The sequence below is a fragment of the Bacillus sp. FSL K6-3312 genome, from assembly GCF_038007485.1.
GTDB lineage: Bacteria > Bacillota > Bacilli > Bacillales > Bacillaceae > Bacillus > Bacillus pumilus.
The window spans coordinates 2,558,287-2,573,293 of record NZ_JBBOXI010000001.1 but is presented as its reverse complement, the minus strand read 5'-3'; the positions used below and the strand labels follow the sequence as shown (position 1 = coordinate 2,573,293).

The following is a 15,007-nucleotide window of genomic DNA, read 5'->3' as shown; positions in this document are numbered from 1 at the left end:
AATCGGATGACGAAAACGTATGATCTGACAGTCATTGGCGGAGGGCCTGGCGGGTATACTGCCGCCCTTCAAGCGGCTGAGCGCGGACGGAAGGTTGCTTTGATTGAGGAGGGTTTTCTAGGCGGTACTTGTTTAAATCGAGGCTGTATCCCTTCAAAGACCCTGCTGAAACATGCAGAAGTCATTGAATCAATCGAGAAGGCGAAAAGCTGGGGAATCGAAACAGGTGACATGATTCTTTCCTTCGATAAAATGAGAAAGCGCAAAGATGACGTCATTGAAAAGCTCAGAGGCGGAATCGCCTTTTTATTAAAGCAAGGAAAGATTGATGTATATAACGGCAGAGGCACAGCGGTGACAAAGCATCGGATTGAGATTGAAAAACAAGATGGATCAGAATCGATTGAAACGAAAGAGTTAATCATTGCTACTGGATCTACACCAGCTATTCCGCCAATACCGGGGCTTAAAGATATTTCATTTGATACAAGTGATACAATCTTTGACATCCCAGATATTCCTGCTTCTGTCGTCATTATTGGCGGAGGTGTCATCGGTCTTGAGCTTGCTTGTATTTTCCAAAGTCTTCAATCAAAAGTCACCATTATTGAAGCGGCACCGTCCATTATCCCGCAAGAGGATGAAGAAGCATCTAAGCTGCTAGAAAGAGAACTCAAGAAAAAGGGCATCCATATCGCGAAGAAAACCACTGTGACAGAGGTGACGGAAAGCGAAGGAGTCAAAGCGGTCCATGCAACAGATGATAAAGGGGAGACGCACATCTTTACAGCGGAAAGACTGCTTGTCTGCGTTGGAAGAAGACCGAATGTATCAGCTGTTAACCAGCTTGATCTTCAGCTCGATGGCCCGTTTATCAAGGTGAATAATCAGATGCAGACAAGTGCTGAAGGTGTATACGCAGTTGGGGATGTCGCCGGCGGTTATCAGCTGGCTCATGCGGCGATGGCAGAGGCTGCTGTTGCGGTCAGTAATATTTGCGACGTGCCTGAAAAAATGAATGTTGATATTATGCCTAGATGTATTTATACATTACCAGAGGTAGCAAGTGTCGGTCTTACGGAGAAAGAGGCAAAAGCCAAAGGGCTCAGCGTACAAACAGAACGATTTGATTTAGCGGCAAGCGGTAAAGCGTTAGCGGCAGGTGTTCAAACAGGCTTTATTAAATTGGTGTACGATACAGCATATGGTGAAGTGATCGGTGCAACGATGGTTGGTCCGCATGTCACAGAAATGATTTCAGAAGCTTCTTCCTTTATGTATTTAGAAGGAACAGCAGAAGAGATGGCGAAAATGATTCATCCGCATCCGACCATCTCAGAAGGTTTTTATGAAGCAGCTCTTGAAATCGTGAGTAAGCTGAGAAAATAAATGCCAAACAAGGGATAGGGAGGAGATGCATGTGCACGTCCAGCTTCATCAGAAAGCGGCACTTGTGACAGGTAGCACAGATGGATTTGGAGAAGCCATCTGCCTAGCTTTAGCCCAGGCAGGTGCACATGTTTTTTTACACACATTTCATGATGAATCAAAGGCTAGAACCATTTGTGAAGACATTCAAAAAATGGGCGGTCAGGCGAGTATCATTATGAACCCACTAGAAACGCCACGTGATGCCACGCGTATGCTGAGGCAAGTGATCGATACATGCGGGAAACTGGATATTTTGGTCAATCAAGCAGCGCAAGGAGCTGAAGCGGAGCTTGATGCCGCTCACCCTAATGAGTGGATGGACGAAGTGGGAACAGCTGTGAATACTGTCTTTCTTTCCAGTCAAGCTGCCGTATGGCACATGGTTGACCAGAAAACAGGCTGCATTATTAATATATCGTCATCAGGCAGTATTACTGGTGATGGCGGAATTTCACATGCGACATCGAATTCTATGCTGAATGCCATGACAAAAGGGCTGGCGCGAGAATTTAAAGACAAAGGCATTCGGGTGCTCGCCTTATTACCGCCCCCTCTCCATTTGATTCCTAATGCAGAGCAAATCAAGGAGTCTGTGGCCCATATGACGGTCTTTTTAAGTACATCATATGGCGCATTTACAGATGGTGCAGCGATTATGCTTGATGGGGGTGAGAGTGCTGGCTAATGATCAAAAATCAGTTCTCATCGTTGGCGGTGCCCAAGGGATTGGAAAGGAAATTGCCGAGCGTTTCTTAAAAGAAGGTCACAGAGTGGCTGTGTCCGATATAGATGAACAAGGACTTTCGCTTTTAAAAAAACAGCACTCTCAGCTGCTGACATTTCAAGCTGACGTTTCATCGTGGGAAAGTGTTCAGCAGATGATCTCAGCAGCTGAAAGGGAGCTAGGCGGCATTGCTCATCTTGTGTATTCAGCAGGGATGACAAAATCACTTCCTTTTTTAGAAGTCGATTTTTCACTTTGGAAAAAGACACTGGCTGTGAACTTGTATGGTCTTTATTATTGCATCAAAGCGTCAGCACCTTATATATGTGAGCGGCAAGAAGGAAGCATTGTCGTGATTGGATCAGGATCTGCTATAACTGGCTCAGGCGGTGGAATTCAGTATTACGCCTCAAAAGCAGGTGCTTTTGGCCTGATGCGTTCGCTTGTAAAGGAATTAGGGGCACACCATGTGCGTATCAATGTGATTGCACCCCGCGTGATTGAATCTCAAATGCTTGATACGCTCTATCCTACTGAGGTGGAGAAAAGGCAGCTGCAATCGCTCATTCCTGTCGGGAGATTAGGGAAACCAGAGGATATCGCAGGACTCACTATATTTCTTACAAGTGACGAGGGAAGCTATTTACACGGACAAATTATCCTGTTAGACGGCGGGAGAACGTATCAGCCAAAATATACGGAGGGGGAAAGAGCGGAGAGGTAATCGCTCTTTTTGTCATTTTCATAACAATTGTGCCAATTAGAAACGAATGTTTGGTATACTGGGAATCATAGTATATTAAAAGGATGATGTCACATGCTGAATTGGGAAGAAAGACGACAGCTCGTCAAAGTTGCTCATCTTTATTATACAGACGGGTGGACGCAGCAGGAAATTGCAAAAAAGCTCAATGTCTCAAGACCAGTCATTTCAAAGCTCTTACAAAAAGCAAAAGATGTGGGAATCGTTGAGGTGTACATTAAAGACGAAAGTATTCATACGGTGGAACTGGAAAAGCAGCTAGAAACAACTTTTCAATTAACAGATGCTGTCGTTGTCCCAAGCGTCGGGACAATGTCTGAGATGGTGAAACGGGCAGTCGGTCAAGCAGGCGCCTATTATTTATCTAAAAACATGAAAGACGCGGAGAAAATCGGTATTTCATGGGGAACTACACTGGCTGCGCTTGTAAAGGAATACCCGTTCGAGCGAAGAAACGATGTGAAGGTCATTCCATTAGAGGGCGGAATGGGCAGGCAGGCAGTCGACATTCATGCCAATCAGCTGGCATATGAGCTGGCAAAGAAAATGAATGGCACGTGTTCGTATTTATATGCACCGGCGATTTTAGAAACAGAAGAATTAAAAGAGCGGCTCATGGCAATGCAGGATATAGAAGCTGTGCTTGAAGAAGGTAAAAATGTAGACATTGCCCTCATCGGTATTGGCAACCCGCATAAAGGTTCAACGTTAAAAACAGTTGGTTACTTAAAAGAAGAGGATTTATCTGGTTTAAGGCAATCAGGGGCTGTTGGTGATATTGGCTTTCGTTTCTTTGACGGTCAAGGCAAGCCTGTCCAAGATGAATTGAATCAAAAGGTCATTGGTTTATCACTGGAGCAGTTAAAGAGCGTCAAAACGGTCATCGCTGTTGTAGAAGGAACCCATAAAGCTGAAAGTATTTTAGGGGCTTTAAATGGCGGCTTTATTCAAGTGCTGGTGACAGACGAACTAACGGCTGCAGCCATTTTAAAGGAAGCTTCCGTCCAATAAACGGCTAACAGCCATCGAATTGTATAAAAAGAGCAACATCAAACGAGAAAGGAGCTGTGTATCTTGAAGAAAACCGAAATGGAAGCAAACCTACATTGTACTCGGTGCCAAGAAGAGACCCTCCACAGCATCGTTTATGTGAATGATCAGATGAAAAGCGTTGAGTGTACAGAGTGTCATCAGAAGATCAGTGTGCAAGTCGACATCATGAAGGAATTTTACAAAGAAGTATACGAAAAAATTGCGACAAAGCCAAAGCGGATGACGCAGGAATACAAGGCGAATTTGAATGGATTTATCTCAAGACTCCCAATCCGCGTGCTTAGTAAGCCATACCGGCTCATGAGATATTTAAACGAATCATACAAAGTGATTAAGCAATATAAAAAAAAGCAGAGCTGATTAACGCTCTGCTTTTTTGTGTGTTTTTTTCATATAATAATAAATAGGCAGTCCAGCAATCCCGATCAGCATAGAGATGAGACAGCTTTTCCAGTCGGTGATCATGGTGCTGATTAAGACGAATAAAGAACCGATAATCGCAACGATTGGTGTGAGCGGATAAAGTGGTACGCTATAAGCACGCTCCATTCCTTTGTTTTGTTTTCTCAGTTTAAAGACTGCGAAAAAGGCCATGACATAAAAGATGTAGATCATGAAGATCGAAACCTCTGACAGCTTTTCTGGATTGCTGACGACCATAAACACAATGGCGATCAAAATTTGTACAAATACAGCAATCCACGGTGTTTTAAATGTAGGGTGAATACGTGAGATCGAGTTTGCGAAAGGAATTTGCTTTCGCTCTGCCATCGCGAAAATCACACGTGGGAATGAAAGAACCTTTCCGTTCAAACAGCCAAAGATACTAATGATGATGCCGATACTAATGACCTTACCGCCGATTGGTCCAAAGAGCATTGTCGCAGCAGTACTTGTCGCATTTTCTCCAAGCTGTACGATTTGATCTGCTGGTAACACGTGCAAAAGAGCGACATTAATAAAGAGATAGCAAGCCGTGACGATTAAAATCCCGCCTGCCATTGCACGAGGAAGCAGCTTCTCTGGGTTTTTCATTTCACCGCCAAGTGCTGCAAGCAATATCCAGCCATCATAGGCAAAAAGCGTAGCTAGGATCGCTGCACCGAAGTTCATTTGAGCGATGCTATCATTGACAGCCATAAAAATATTTTCGTTTCCTTTCCATAAGCCAAACACAATAATAGCGGCAATCGGGACAAGCTTTCCGATGGTGGTCAGTCCTTGTACAAAACCGCCGTATTTTGTTCCCATGATGTTAATCAAACATAAAAATAAAACAGTGATAATGCCGATTGTTGTCGACCATAAAGAAGAAAGAGAAAATAAATTGGCTAACAATGAACCAAAATAAAGACCGAGTGCACCGATGATGGCAGGTCCGTAAATGATAATCTGCACCCAGCCGCATAAATAGCCCCAAAACTCACCATACACTTCTTCAAGGTAGGCATACAATCCGCCAGTCCGGGGGATTTGTGTACCAATTTCAGCAACAGTGAGTCCGCCTGCAAGGGTTAAAATGCCGCCTAGCAGCCAAGCGAATAATGCGATATCTGAGCTTCCTGAATAGGAAAGGACGTTGCCTGGCTTCATAAAGACGCCGGACCCGATAATCGTCCCGATGACAAGAGATAGGGCGAAAAATAAGCCGATGTCCTGTTTTAACGCTGGTTGTTCTTTGTTCATTACTCGCGACCTCCTGCATCACTTTCGTACGTTACTGTGACATGTATTTTGTTCATTGTAATACGATTTTAGGAAAACAAGAATTAAAAAAATTTTCTGATTTTCGTATTTGTATTTAAAAGTGTTCGTTTATTGGAGATATCAGGGTAAATGTTTCGTTAAAAACGAACAATAAAAGATTATTTTTAATTTAATGTTAATTTTATCGTTAGAAACCGAACATCTAGCCAAATGGTTGACTTTTCTTGAAAAATGACCTATTTTATTCATAAGGATATTATCTTGAATTCGAGATATTTTGAAAGAGGAGTGAACGTAATGAAAATCAATGGAATTCACCACGTATCTGCATTAACAGCCAATGCTCAAAAAAATGTTGATTTCTACCGCCAGATTCTTGGCTTAAAACTTGTAAAGAAAACGGTCAATCAGGATGACCCATCTATGTATCACTTATTTTATGGAGATGAGGTCGCTTCACCGGGAACGGAGCTCACATTCTTTGAAATTCCAATGCTCGCCCGTCGTTTGAAAGGAACAAACGCGATCACAAGCACAGGCCTTCTCGTTTCTTCTGAAGAAGCACTTTCATTTTGGGAAAAGCGTTTTGAAGAGACAGGCGTGCAGCAAGAAACGGCTTCCTTAAGAGGGGGTAGACCTGCCTTGCGCTTTCAAGATCCAGAAGGGCAGCAGCTATTTTTAACAGTAGAACCGAACGCACAAGAAGCAGGCTCACCGCCAGTGCATGATGATATCCCGGCAGAGTTTGCCATTAGAGGCTTGGGTCCAGTGGAATTAACCGTTGCAGAAGCGGACAAAACGATTCGTGTTTTAACAGATATCCTTGGCTTCACCGAAAGAGCGCGTGAACAATCAAATGATGGTGAGATCGTGACCATTTTTGAGTCAGGAAATGGCGGTGCTGGAACAGAAATTCATGTGATCGAAAAAACGGAAGGGCCTTCTGAGCGTTCTGGCAGAGGAAGTGTGCATCACGTAGCCTTTCGCGTGGAAGATGCAGAGGAACTGGAAAAATGGTATGACAAAATATCAAAAGCAGGCTTCACGAACTCTGGTGTTGTGGAACGTTTCTACTTTAAAGCCCTTTACTTTAGAGAACCGAATGGTATCTTATTTGAAATCTCAACAGACGGCCCTGGATTTACAGTCGACGAAGGAGTAGATGAGCTTGGCGATCAATTAGCCCTTCCGCCATTTCTAGAGCACAAACGAGCAGAAATAGAACAGAGATTAACGCCAATTCAGTCATCATAATAAAAGCAGCTCATTCATGAGCTGCTCAGCGTATAGACAAACCCTCACATTCTTTGTCAGATCTGCAAAGGTTTTCTATCACGCTGAAAAGAAAAAAGGGCTAAAATCCAGATGATTTTAGCCCTTCTTTTTGCATTAGGAACTTATCTGCTTAGATTCAGTTTGTGTTAATGTCACCTTCTTCGTTTCTTCTTTTCCGTTTCGAATGAGTGTGATGCTCACGGTGTCTCCAATCTTTGTATTCGTGTATAGCTCATGACGTAATTCACTTCCGGTTTTGATTTGTTTCCCATTGATGGCGGTAATGACATCCTCTGACTTTAAGCCGGCTTTGGCGGCAGGTGAGCCTGCGGCGATTTCTTTGACGTATACGCCTTGATCAAGCTGACTATTTTTGAGACCGAGTGTTTCTTTCTGATACACGTCCGGGACTTGTTCGAGATCCAGCATGCTGATGCCGATATATGGACGCTCAATCTTTCCTTTTGCGAGAAGCTGATCGGCGATTGGTTTGACATCATTGATTGGAAGTGCGAATCCAATGCCTTCAACACCTGTTTCAGAAATTTTCATACTCGTGATCCCCACAACCTTTCCATCTGTCGTAAGAAGCGGGCCGCCGCTGTTTCCTGGGTTAATAGCTGCATCTGTTTGAATCACATTAATGCTGCTTTCGCCTGCTGATGTGTTCATCGAGACTGTTCGGTCGACACCGCTGACAATTCCTTGGGTCACGGTTCTTGATAGATCTTCACCAAGCGGGTTTCCGATCGCGATGACGGTTTCCCCAGCACGCAGCGAGGAGGAATCGCCTAATGCCGCGACCTTCGTTACATGACTGCTGCTAATTTCTACAACTGCTAGGTCAGTCAGCGGGTCAGCTCCGACTAATTTACCTTTGGCGGTTTTGCCATCGTGCAAGGAGATTGTTAGTTTATTTGCCCCTTCAATGACGTGGTTGTTTGTTAAGACATAGGCTTTACTTCCGGATTTTTTGAAAATCACTCCTGAGCCTGTACCTGTTTTTTCCTCTTGACTGCTTTTATTTTGCTGTGACTCATCAAAAGGTGTATTGAAATCGCCAAAGCTCATGTCTGTTTGACTTTGCGCTTGGTAGTTTGTAATGCCGACAATGGCTGGTGATACATTTTCTACCATGCTGGAGATGTTGCTTGTTGAATGTGATGTTTGGACGGCGGTTGTTTTTGACGAATTGGCACTTGTATCATTTGTCGATACAGCTTCTGTTTTTGCTGCTGAATTATGTGCTGTGTTGTCTGATGCATGCTGGGCATATGGCGAAAGGACGTACACACCTAACGCCAGCGTACCGCCTACAACACCGCTGACAAATGGCTTAAACCATCCGTTTGGCTTCTTCTTTTGTTTTTGTGGCTGTTCCGTTGTTTGAAGTTCTTGAGAAGGTTGTTGTTCATTTTTGTGATGTGTCATTCAAATCACTCTCTTTCATCATTTTTTCATGTATGGATTTAAGGGGTTTTACCTTTTGTGGTGGATACTGACTTGATCGTAAGAAAAAAGTGTGGGATAAAAATGAAAACATTGTGGGAAATTGTTAAAATAAGTAGTGAATCTAAGCAAAATAGAGGAGATTAAACTGTGGAGACAATTGGAATCATTGGATATGGAAGTATGGCTGATATGATGGTGCGAAAATGGCTGGAAAAAGAAGTACTCAATGCCCATCAAATCATGATCCATACAAGAAGTGAAACGGACCGCCTGCTTCAACTCAAAGACAAGCATCAAGAAATAAATATCTGCTCATTAGACGAACTTTCTGCGTCATGTGAAGTACTTTTTATCTGCGTGCCGCCGCTTGCTGTACTTGATGTACTCGATCAACTGCCTTCAGCAACCAAATCGGTCCATATTGTATCAGTAGCCGCGGCTGTGACGTTAGACAAGTTATCAAAGCATACGACTCAACCAATTTCCAGATACATCCCAACACTCACGTCAGCTGTTGGAACGGGCATATCCCTTGTTGCGCATGGTGAAACTGCTGGAGAGGAAGAAAAGGCACGTTTGCACCGTCTTCTTTCAGCTTTTAGCATCGTACGTGAAGTGGAGGAAGACCGGATTGATGCGGCGAGTAACTTGACGAGCTCCTCTCCTGGTTTTATCGCGGCTCTTTTTGAAGAAATGGCGAGAGCCGCTGTGAGAAATAGTGAGCTTTCCTTAGAGGAAGCGTATGAATTTTTAACGTATGCCCTTTTAGGCACAGGTCAAGTCCTTGTAGAACGAGGCCTCACCTTTGCTGAAACTGTCGATAGGGTGGCGACAAAAGGGGGCATTACAGGAGAAGGCGCCGAGGTGATTCAAAAGCAGGCACCTCAGATGTTTGATGATCTATTTACACAAACCATGAAGAAATATGAACAACTGAAATCACAGATTAACGAAGCGGACAAACACCACTAAAGACACAGTTAGTGGTGTTTTGTTTGTTAAAAAAATCCTTTTTCATTAAGTCTATTGACCTGTATTAACTGAGTCTAATTTCCTTATTTTCAGACATTGTATTGAAAAATCAATCAAGTAATCATATAATTTTTTAGAAAATTTAGAAAAATATACACAAATTTTAAGTTTAATTAAAGGGGGATGGGGATGAAGCTCTATGTATCTGTCGATATGGAGGGGATTACTGGTCTAGCTGATCATACATTTGTCGATGCCCGTCAGCACAATTATGAACGGGGCAGAAAGATCATGACGGGTGAAGTGAATGCCTGTGTGGAGGCACTTCTTCAGCATGGCGCAACGGATATTTTGGTCAATGACAGTCATTCTAAAATGAATAATTTGTTGATTGAAGAATTGCATGAAGAAGCATCTCTTATATCTGGTGACGTCAAGCCTTATTCAATGGTTCAAGGGTTAGATCAAACCTATGATGCTGCTGTTTTTTTAGGCTATCATGCGAGGGCGTCTATGAAAGGTGTGATGTCTCACAGTATGATTTTTGGTGTCCGACATTTTTACATAAATGATCATCCAATTGGTGAAATGGGCTTTAATGCGTATGTTGCAGGCTACTATGGTGTGCCGGTGATTCTTGTTTGCGGAGATGATCAAGCAGCACTTGAAGCAGAAAAGCTGATGCCTGGTGTGAAAACAGTGGCAGTGAAAGAGACCATATCAAGATCTGCTGTGAAATGTCTCACTCCTGCCAAAGTCAACCAACAAATCTCACAGCAAGTGGAAGCCGCAATGAAACAGATTCATCACATCAAGCCGCTGACGCCTCCTGATCAGCCGCTGCTGAAGATCGAGTTTGCCAATTATGGACAAGCTGAATGGGCGAATCTAATGCCTGGTACTGCCATTATTGAAGGGACAACAACGGTGACGTATCAAGCAGAGAATATATTAGAAGCCTACCAAGCGATGCTTGTCATGACAGAGCTTGCCGCACGTACAACATTTTGTTAAGCGAGGGGGAGACGGCAGATGACCAGCTTTTTGCTCAAGCGTTTTATTGCGATGATTGCCACGATCTTAACGATTACGACGTTAACGTTTATTTTAATGAAGGTCATCCCAGGATCGCCCTTCAATGAAGAACGAAATACAAACGAAACCGTCCAGCGAAACCTCGAAAGCTACTATCACTTAGACGAACCACTGTATGTTCAATATGTCATCTATTTAAAATCCATCGTTACCTTTGATTTTGGTCCTTCCATTAAAAAGCCTTCTGAAAGTGTCAATGATCTATTGGCGAGAGGCTTCCCAGTCTCATTAGAACTTGGTCTTATCTCAATATTGATTGCTGTCATCTCCGGCATCCTGCTAGGGGTCATGGCTGCCCTCCGGCACAATGGCTTGATTGATTATATCGCCATGACCATTGCTGTTTTCGGTATATCCATTCCAAACTTTATCTTTGCTACTTTATTAATTCAGCAGCTTGCTGTGAATTTGAAGCTCTTTCCTACAGCGATGTGGACAAGTCCGATGCATATGGTGCTACCGACCATTGCTCTTGCCGTTAGTCCGATGGCCATTATTGCCCGGTTAACAAGATCGAGCATGATTGAAGTGCTGTCTCAGGACTATATTCGCACTGCTAAAGCAAAAGGACTTTCTCCCTTTAAAATTGTGTTCAAACATGCGCTTCGAAATGCGCTTTTGCCTGTTGTGACCATTCTTGGCACGCTTGTCGCAAGCATTTTAACAGGAAGCTTTGTCATTGAAAAAATATTTGCGATTCCTGGCATGGGAAAATACTTTGTCGAGAGTATTAACAACCGTGATTATCCTGTCATCATGGGAACCACTGTTTTTTACAGCATCATTTTAATCACACTTCTTTTCATTGTTGATGTGGCGTATCGCCTGCTTGATCCAAGGATTCAGCTGCATCAGAAAGGAGGAAAGGCATGAGTATACATTTGCAGCAGGATCAACCGAATCCGCATCATGAAGTGCCGGACGAATGGTTTTCTCCGAGAGAGCAAAAGAAAACGGAGGCCCATGCCATTAAAAGACCCTCTCTTTCGTATTGGGCAGACACATGGAGACGACTGAAGCAAAATAAGCTTGCGATGTTTAGTCTATCGGTATTGATTTTTCTTTTTATCATGGCACTATTAGGCCCATTGCTTGCACTTAATAGCGTGACAGAGCAGCGTCTTTCGATGCAAAATCTGCCGCCATCCGCTGCTCACTGGTTCGGAACGGATGAGCTTGGACGAGATGTGTTCACGCGTACATGGTACGGGGCGCGTATTTCGTTATTTGTAGGCGTCATGGCAGCCTTGATTGATTTTGCCATCGGCGTGATCTATGGAGGGATTGCCGGTTATAAGGGCGGGAGATATGACCATGTCATGATGCGAATCGTCGAGGTGCTCTACGGACTTCCTTATTTACTTGTTGTCATTTTATTGATGGTTCTGATGGGACCAGGGCTTGTCACCATTATTGTAGCGCTCACTGTCACCGGATGGATTGGAATGGCAAGAATCGTGAGAGGTCAAGTTCTTCAGCTGAAAAGCCAGGAATATGTCCTTGCCTCAAAAACCTTTGGTGCAAAGAGCCTTCGTATCATTCGCCGCAACCTGCTGCCGAATACGATGGGGCCGATTATCGTTCAGATGACCTTAACTGTACCGACCGCGATATTTGCAGAAGCGTTCCTAAGCTTTCTTGGTTTAGGCATTCAAGCACCGTTTGCAAGCTGGGGCGTGATGGCGAGTGATGCGCTGCCGACAGTGCTGTCAGATAACGGGCATTGGTGGCGTTTATTTTTCCCTGCGTTTTTTATTTCACTCACGATGTTTTGCTTTAACAATTTAGGTGATGGCTTGCAAGATGCGCTTGATCCGAAGATGAAGAGGTGATGGCGCTTTGAAAAAAGTTCTACAAATCATCGATCTGCACGTCAGCTTTCGGACATATGGCGGCTCAGTTCGAGCGGTACGCGGAGTGAATGTGGATGTATATGAAAAAGAAACCCTTGCCATTGTAGGAGAGTCAGGCTGCGGGAAAAGTGTGACTTCACAAAGCATCATGAGGCTGCTGCCAGCATACAGTGCTCATGTTGATCAGGGAGAAATCTGGTTTGAAGACCGCAATTTGCTGTCATTATCTGAAAAAGAAATGCGCGCCATACGAGGTGTCGATATTTCGATGATCTTCCAAGATCCAATGACCGCACTGAACCCAACCTTGACAATCGGCGATCAGCTCATGGAGGCGGCAAAGGAGCACCAAAAGCTGACGAAAAAAGAAGTGAAAGAAGCCGCCATCCGAATGCTTGATTTGGTCGGCATTCCGCAGCCGAAGGAAAGGCTAAAGCAATACCCTCATCAGTTCAGCGGGGGAATGAGGCAGCGGCTCATGATTGCCATGGCACTGATTTGCGAGCCCAAAGTTCTGATTGCTGATGAACCAACGACAGCGCTGGATGTGACCATACAGGCACAAATATTAGAGCTGTTTAAAGAGATTCAGAGAAAAACAGGTGTCACCATTATTTTAATCACACATGATTTAGGAGTCGTCGCCCAAGTCGCAGACCGAGTGGCGGTCATGTACGGAGGGAAAATGGTAGAGGTCGGAACGAGGCGAGATATTTTTTACAGTCCGCAGCATCCTTATACAAAAGGACTTCTGCAATCCGTTCCAAGACTTGATATGAAAGATGAACTCATTCCAATTGAAGGAAGCCCACCCGATTTATTTGCTCCGCCAAAGGGCTGTCCGTATACAGATCGCTGCCCGTCCGCCATGAAGGTATGTGATCATATCATGCCGCACGAAACGCAGCGGTCACCTACCCACACAGTGCATTGCTGGCTCCAAGATGAGCGAGCGAATCAAACGGTTTTATCTTCAACACAAAGGGGGAGTTTTTGATGAAAAAAAAAGGGTGGATCATCAGTATATGTTTGTTCACGATCATGCTGCTCGCAGGATGTACAGCCAATGAGCAGGCAGGGAAAGGATCATCAAGCAATCAGGGTGAAAAGAAAGTATTAACCTTAAATAACGAAAATGAACCGACGTCGTTTGATCCGCCGATTGGTTTTAATAATGTATCGTGGCAAGGACTCAATAACTTAATGGAGGGATTAACAAGACTAAATGAAAAGCAGGAACCATCTCCTGCAATGGCTGAAAAATGGGAGATTTCAGAGGATGGAAAAACGTACACGTTCCATTTAAGAGATGGCATCAAGTGGTCAAATGGTGATCCAGTGAAAGCGAGTGACTTTGAATATGCGTGGAAGCGGCTGCTTGATCCGAAAACAGGCTCATCTGCATCGTTCCTAGCCTACATGATTGAAGGCGGAGAGGCATTTAACAGCGGAAAAGGAAAGAAAGAAGACGTGAAAGTCAGCGCTGTAAATGACAAAACGCTCAAGGTCACACTGGCATATCCGCAGAAATCGTTCTTAAATATGACCGCAAACCCTGCTTTTTTTCCTGTCAATGAACAGGTAGCTAAGAAGGACCCAAACTGGGCAAAAGACGCCAAAACCTTTGTCGGAAATGGACCGTTCAAGCTGACAGAGTGGAAGCATGATGAGAGCTTCACAATGGAAAAAAGTGAGACGTATTGGGACAAAAAAACAGTCAAGCTGGATCAAGTGAAGTGGCTGATGATCAGTGATCGAAACACAGACTATCAAATGTATCAATCAGGAGATTTAGATACTGCCTTTGTCCCAGCAGAGCAAAGTGAAAACCTGCTGAAAAATAAAGATGTACAAATTGAAGACCAGGCTGGATTGTTCTTTTATCGTCTGAATGTGAACATGGAACCTTTTCAAAATAAGAACATCCGCAAAGCTTTTCAAATGGCGATCAACCCGCAAGATATCGTGGATTATGTAACGAAAAATGAAGAGAAGCCAGCACGTGCCTTCGTCTCGCCAGGCATTCTTGATTCAAAGGGTGAAGATTTCAGAAAAGCTGGCGGTGATCTTGTGAAGAATGATAAGAGTGAAGCTGCGAAGCTACTAGAAAAAGGGCTGAAAGAAGAGAACTATTCAAAACTGCCAGCCGTCACATTGACATATAGTACAAAGCCTGAGAACAAGAAAAAAGCTGAAGCCATCCAGCAGCAGCTGAAAGAAGCGCTAGGTGTAGATGTGAAGCTTGCAAACATGGAAGCCAATGTATTTGCAGAAGATCAAAAGGCACTGAAATTCCAATTCTCACAAAGTTCATTTTTAGCAGACTATGCAGATCCGATCAATTTCTTAGAGAGCTTTCAAACAGGGAATGCCATGAACCGGACAGGATGGTCAAACGATACCTATGACCAACTGATCAAGAAGGCGAGCCAGGAAGCAGACGAACAAAAGAGAAACAACATCCTTCATGATGCAGAGGCACTTCTCATTGAAGAAGCACCGATCATTCCGATTCATTTTTATAACCAAGTTCATTTACAAAAAGAAGGCGTGAAGGGGATTGTCCGTCACCCTGTTGGGTATATCGATTTGAAATGGGCACAAGTAGATGGAGAGTAATATTAGGATCAAAAGACGCTTTTAGATAAAAGCGTCTGTTCCTTTATATTCGTTCATGTTATG

14 protein-coding genes are annotated in these 15,007 nt (G+C 43.8%); 12 read left to right on the top strand and 2 right to left on the bottom strand.

Translation table 11 applies throughout. The features are described 5' to 3' along the window. Positions 1–6: 6 nt before the first annotated feature. The 5 genes from lpdA (at position 7) to MHI11_RS13355 (ending at position 4,331) form a co-directional block, all read left to right on the top strand. A complete protein-coding gene (lpdA, locus tag MHI11_RS13375) occupies positions 7–1,389 on the top strand; it encodes a dihydrolipoyl dehydrogenase (RefSeq protein WP_044138925.1) in 1,383 nt (460 codons plus the stop codon). Between the two features lie 25 nt (positions 1,390–1,414). Beyond that, entirely contained in the window at positions 1,415–2,116 is a 702-nt protein-coding gene (locus MHI11_RS13370; protein WP_340961212.1) for an SDR family NAD(P)-dependent oxidoreductase, read from the top strand. Then, positions 2,094–2,879 (top strand): SDR family NAD(P)-dependent oxidoreductase, encoded by a 786-nt coding sequence (locus MHI11_RS13365; RefSeq protein WP_044138923.1) that lies wholly within the window; start codon positions 2,094–2,096, stop codon positions 2,877–2,879. The genes MHI11_RS13370 and MHI11_RS13365 overlap by 23 nt, the downstream gene beginning before the upstream one ends. A 93-nt stretch (positions 2,880–2,972) precedes the next feature. Continuing rightward, a complete protein-coding gene (locus MHI11_RS13360) occupies positions 2,973–3,929 on the top strand; it encodes a sugar-binding transcriptional regulator (RefSeq protein WP_003211594.1) in 957 nt (318 codons plus the stop codon). Between the two features lie 63 nt (positions 3,930–3,992). After that, on the top strand, positions 3,993–4,331 hold the full coding sequence (locus MHI11_RS13355) for a bh protein (protein WP_044138921.1): 339 nt from the start codon (positions 3,993–3,995) through the stop codon (positions 4,329–4,331). On the opposite strand, the gene MHI11_RS13350 is transcribed toward MHI11_RS13355, so the two are convergent. Then, entirely contained in the window at positions 4,332–5,657 is a 1,326-nt protein-coding gene (locus MHI11_RS13350) for an APC family permease (RefSeq protein ID WP_044138919.1), read from the bottom strand. 318 nt (positions 5,658–5,975) lie between these two features. On the opposite strand from MHI11_RS13350, the gene MHI11_RS13345 reads away from it, so the two are divergent. After that, the gene (locus MHI11_RS13345) at positions 5,976–6,932 is read left to right on the top strand and encodes a ring-cleaving dioxygenase (protein ID WP_044138917.1); all 957 of its coding nucleotides are present in this window, start codon (positions 5,976–5,978) and stop codon (positions 6,930–6,932) included. Positions 6,933–7,067: 135 nt separating this feature from the next. Here MHI11_RS13345 and MHI11_RS13340 read toward each other — a convergent pair whose 3' ends face one another. Then, on the bottom strand, positions 7,068–8,384 hold the full coding sequence (locus MHI11_RS13340; protein WP_044138916.1) for a trypsin-like peptidase domain-containing protein: 1,317 nt from the start codon (positions 8,382–8,384) through the stop codon (positions 7,068–7,070). A 168-nt stretch (positions 8,385–8,552) separates the two neighbouring features. Here MHI11_RS13340 and proG point away from each other — a divergent pair, with 168 nt between their 5' ends. The 6 genes from proG (at position 8,553) to MHI11_RS13310 (ending at position 14,944) form a co-directional block, all read left to right on the top strand. Continuing rightward, entirely contained in the window at positions 8,553–9,377 is an 825-nt protein-coding gene (gene proG / locus MHI11_RS13335; protein WP_340961211.1) for a pyrroline-5-carboxylate reductase ProG, read from the top strand. Positions 9,378–9,566: 189 nt separating this feature from the next. Beyond that, the gene (locus MHI11_RS13330) at positions 9,567–10,391 is read left to right on the top strand and encodes a M55 family metallopeptidase (RefSeq protein ID WP_044138914.1); all 825 of its coding nucleotides are present in this window, start codon (positions 9,567–9,569) and stop codon (positions 10,389–10,391) included. 18 nt (positions 10,392–10,409) lie between these two features. Continuing rightward, positions 10,410–11,345, top strand: coding sequence for an ABC transporter permease (locus MHI11_RS13325; protein WP_003211100.1), 936 nt, complete (start codon positions 10,410–10,412; stop codon positions 11,343–11,345). After that, positions 11,342–12,304, top strand: a complete 963-nt coding sequence (locus tag MHI11_RS13320) for an ABC transporter permease (RefSeq protein ID WP_340961210.1) — start codon at positions 11,342–11,344, stop codon at positions 12,302–12,304. Before MHI11_RS13325 ends, MHI11_RS13320 begins: the two co-directional genes overlap by 4 nt. Before the next feature lie 7 nt (positions 12,305–12,311). Beyond that, on the top strand, positions 12,312–13,322 hold the full coding sequence (locus tag MHI11_RS13315; RefSeq protein WP_106067754.1) for an ABC transporter ATP-binding protein: 1,011 nt from the start codon (positions 12,312–12,314) through the stop codon (positions 13,320–13,322). Then, positions 13,322–14,944 carry a peptide ABC transporter substrate-binding protein gene (locus MHI11_RS13310; protein ID WP_268508054.1) on the top strand — a complete coding sequence of 541 codons (1,623 nt, stop codon included), beginning with the start codon at positions 13,322–13,324 and terminating at the stop codon, positions 14,942–14,944. The genes MHI11_RS13315 and MHI11_RS13310 overlap by 1 nt, the downstream gene beginning before the upstream one ends. Positions 14,945–15,007: the final 63 nt, after the last annotated feature.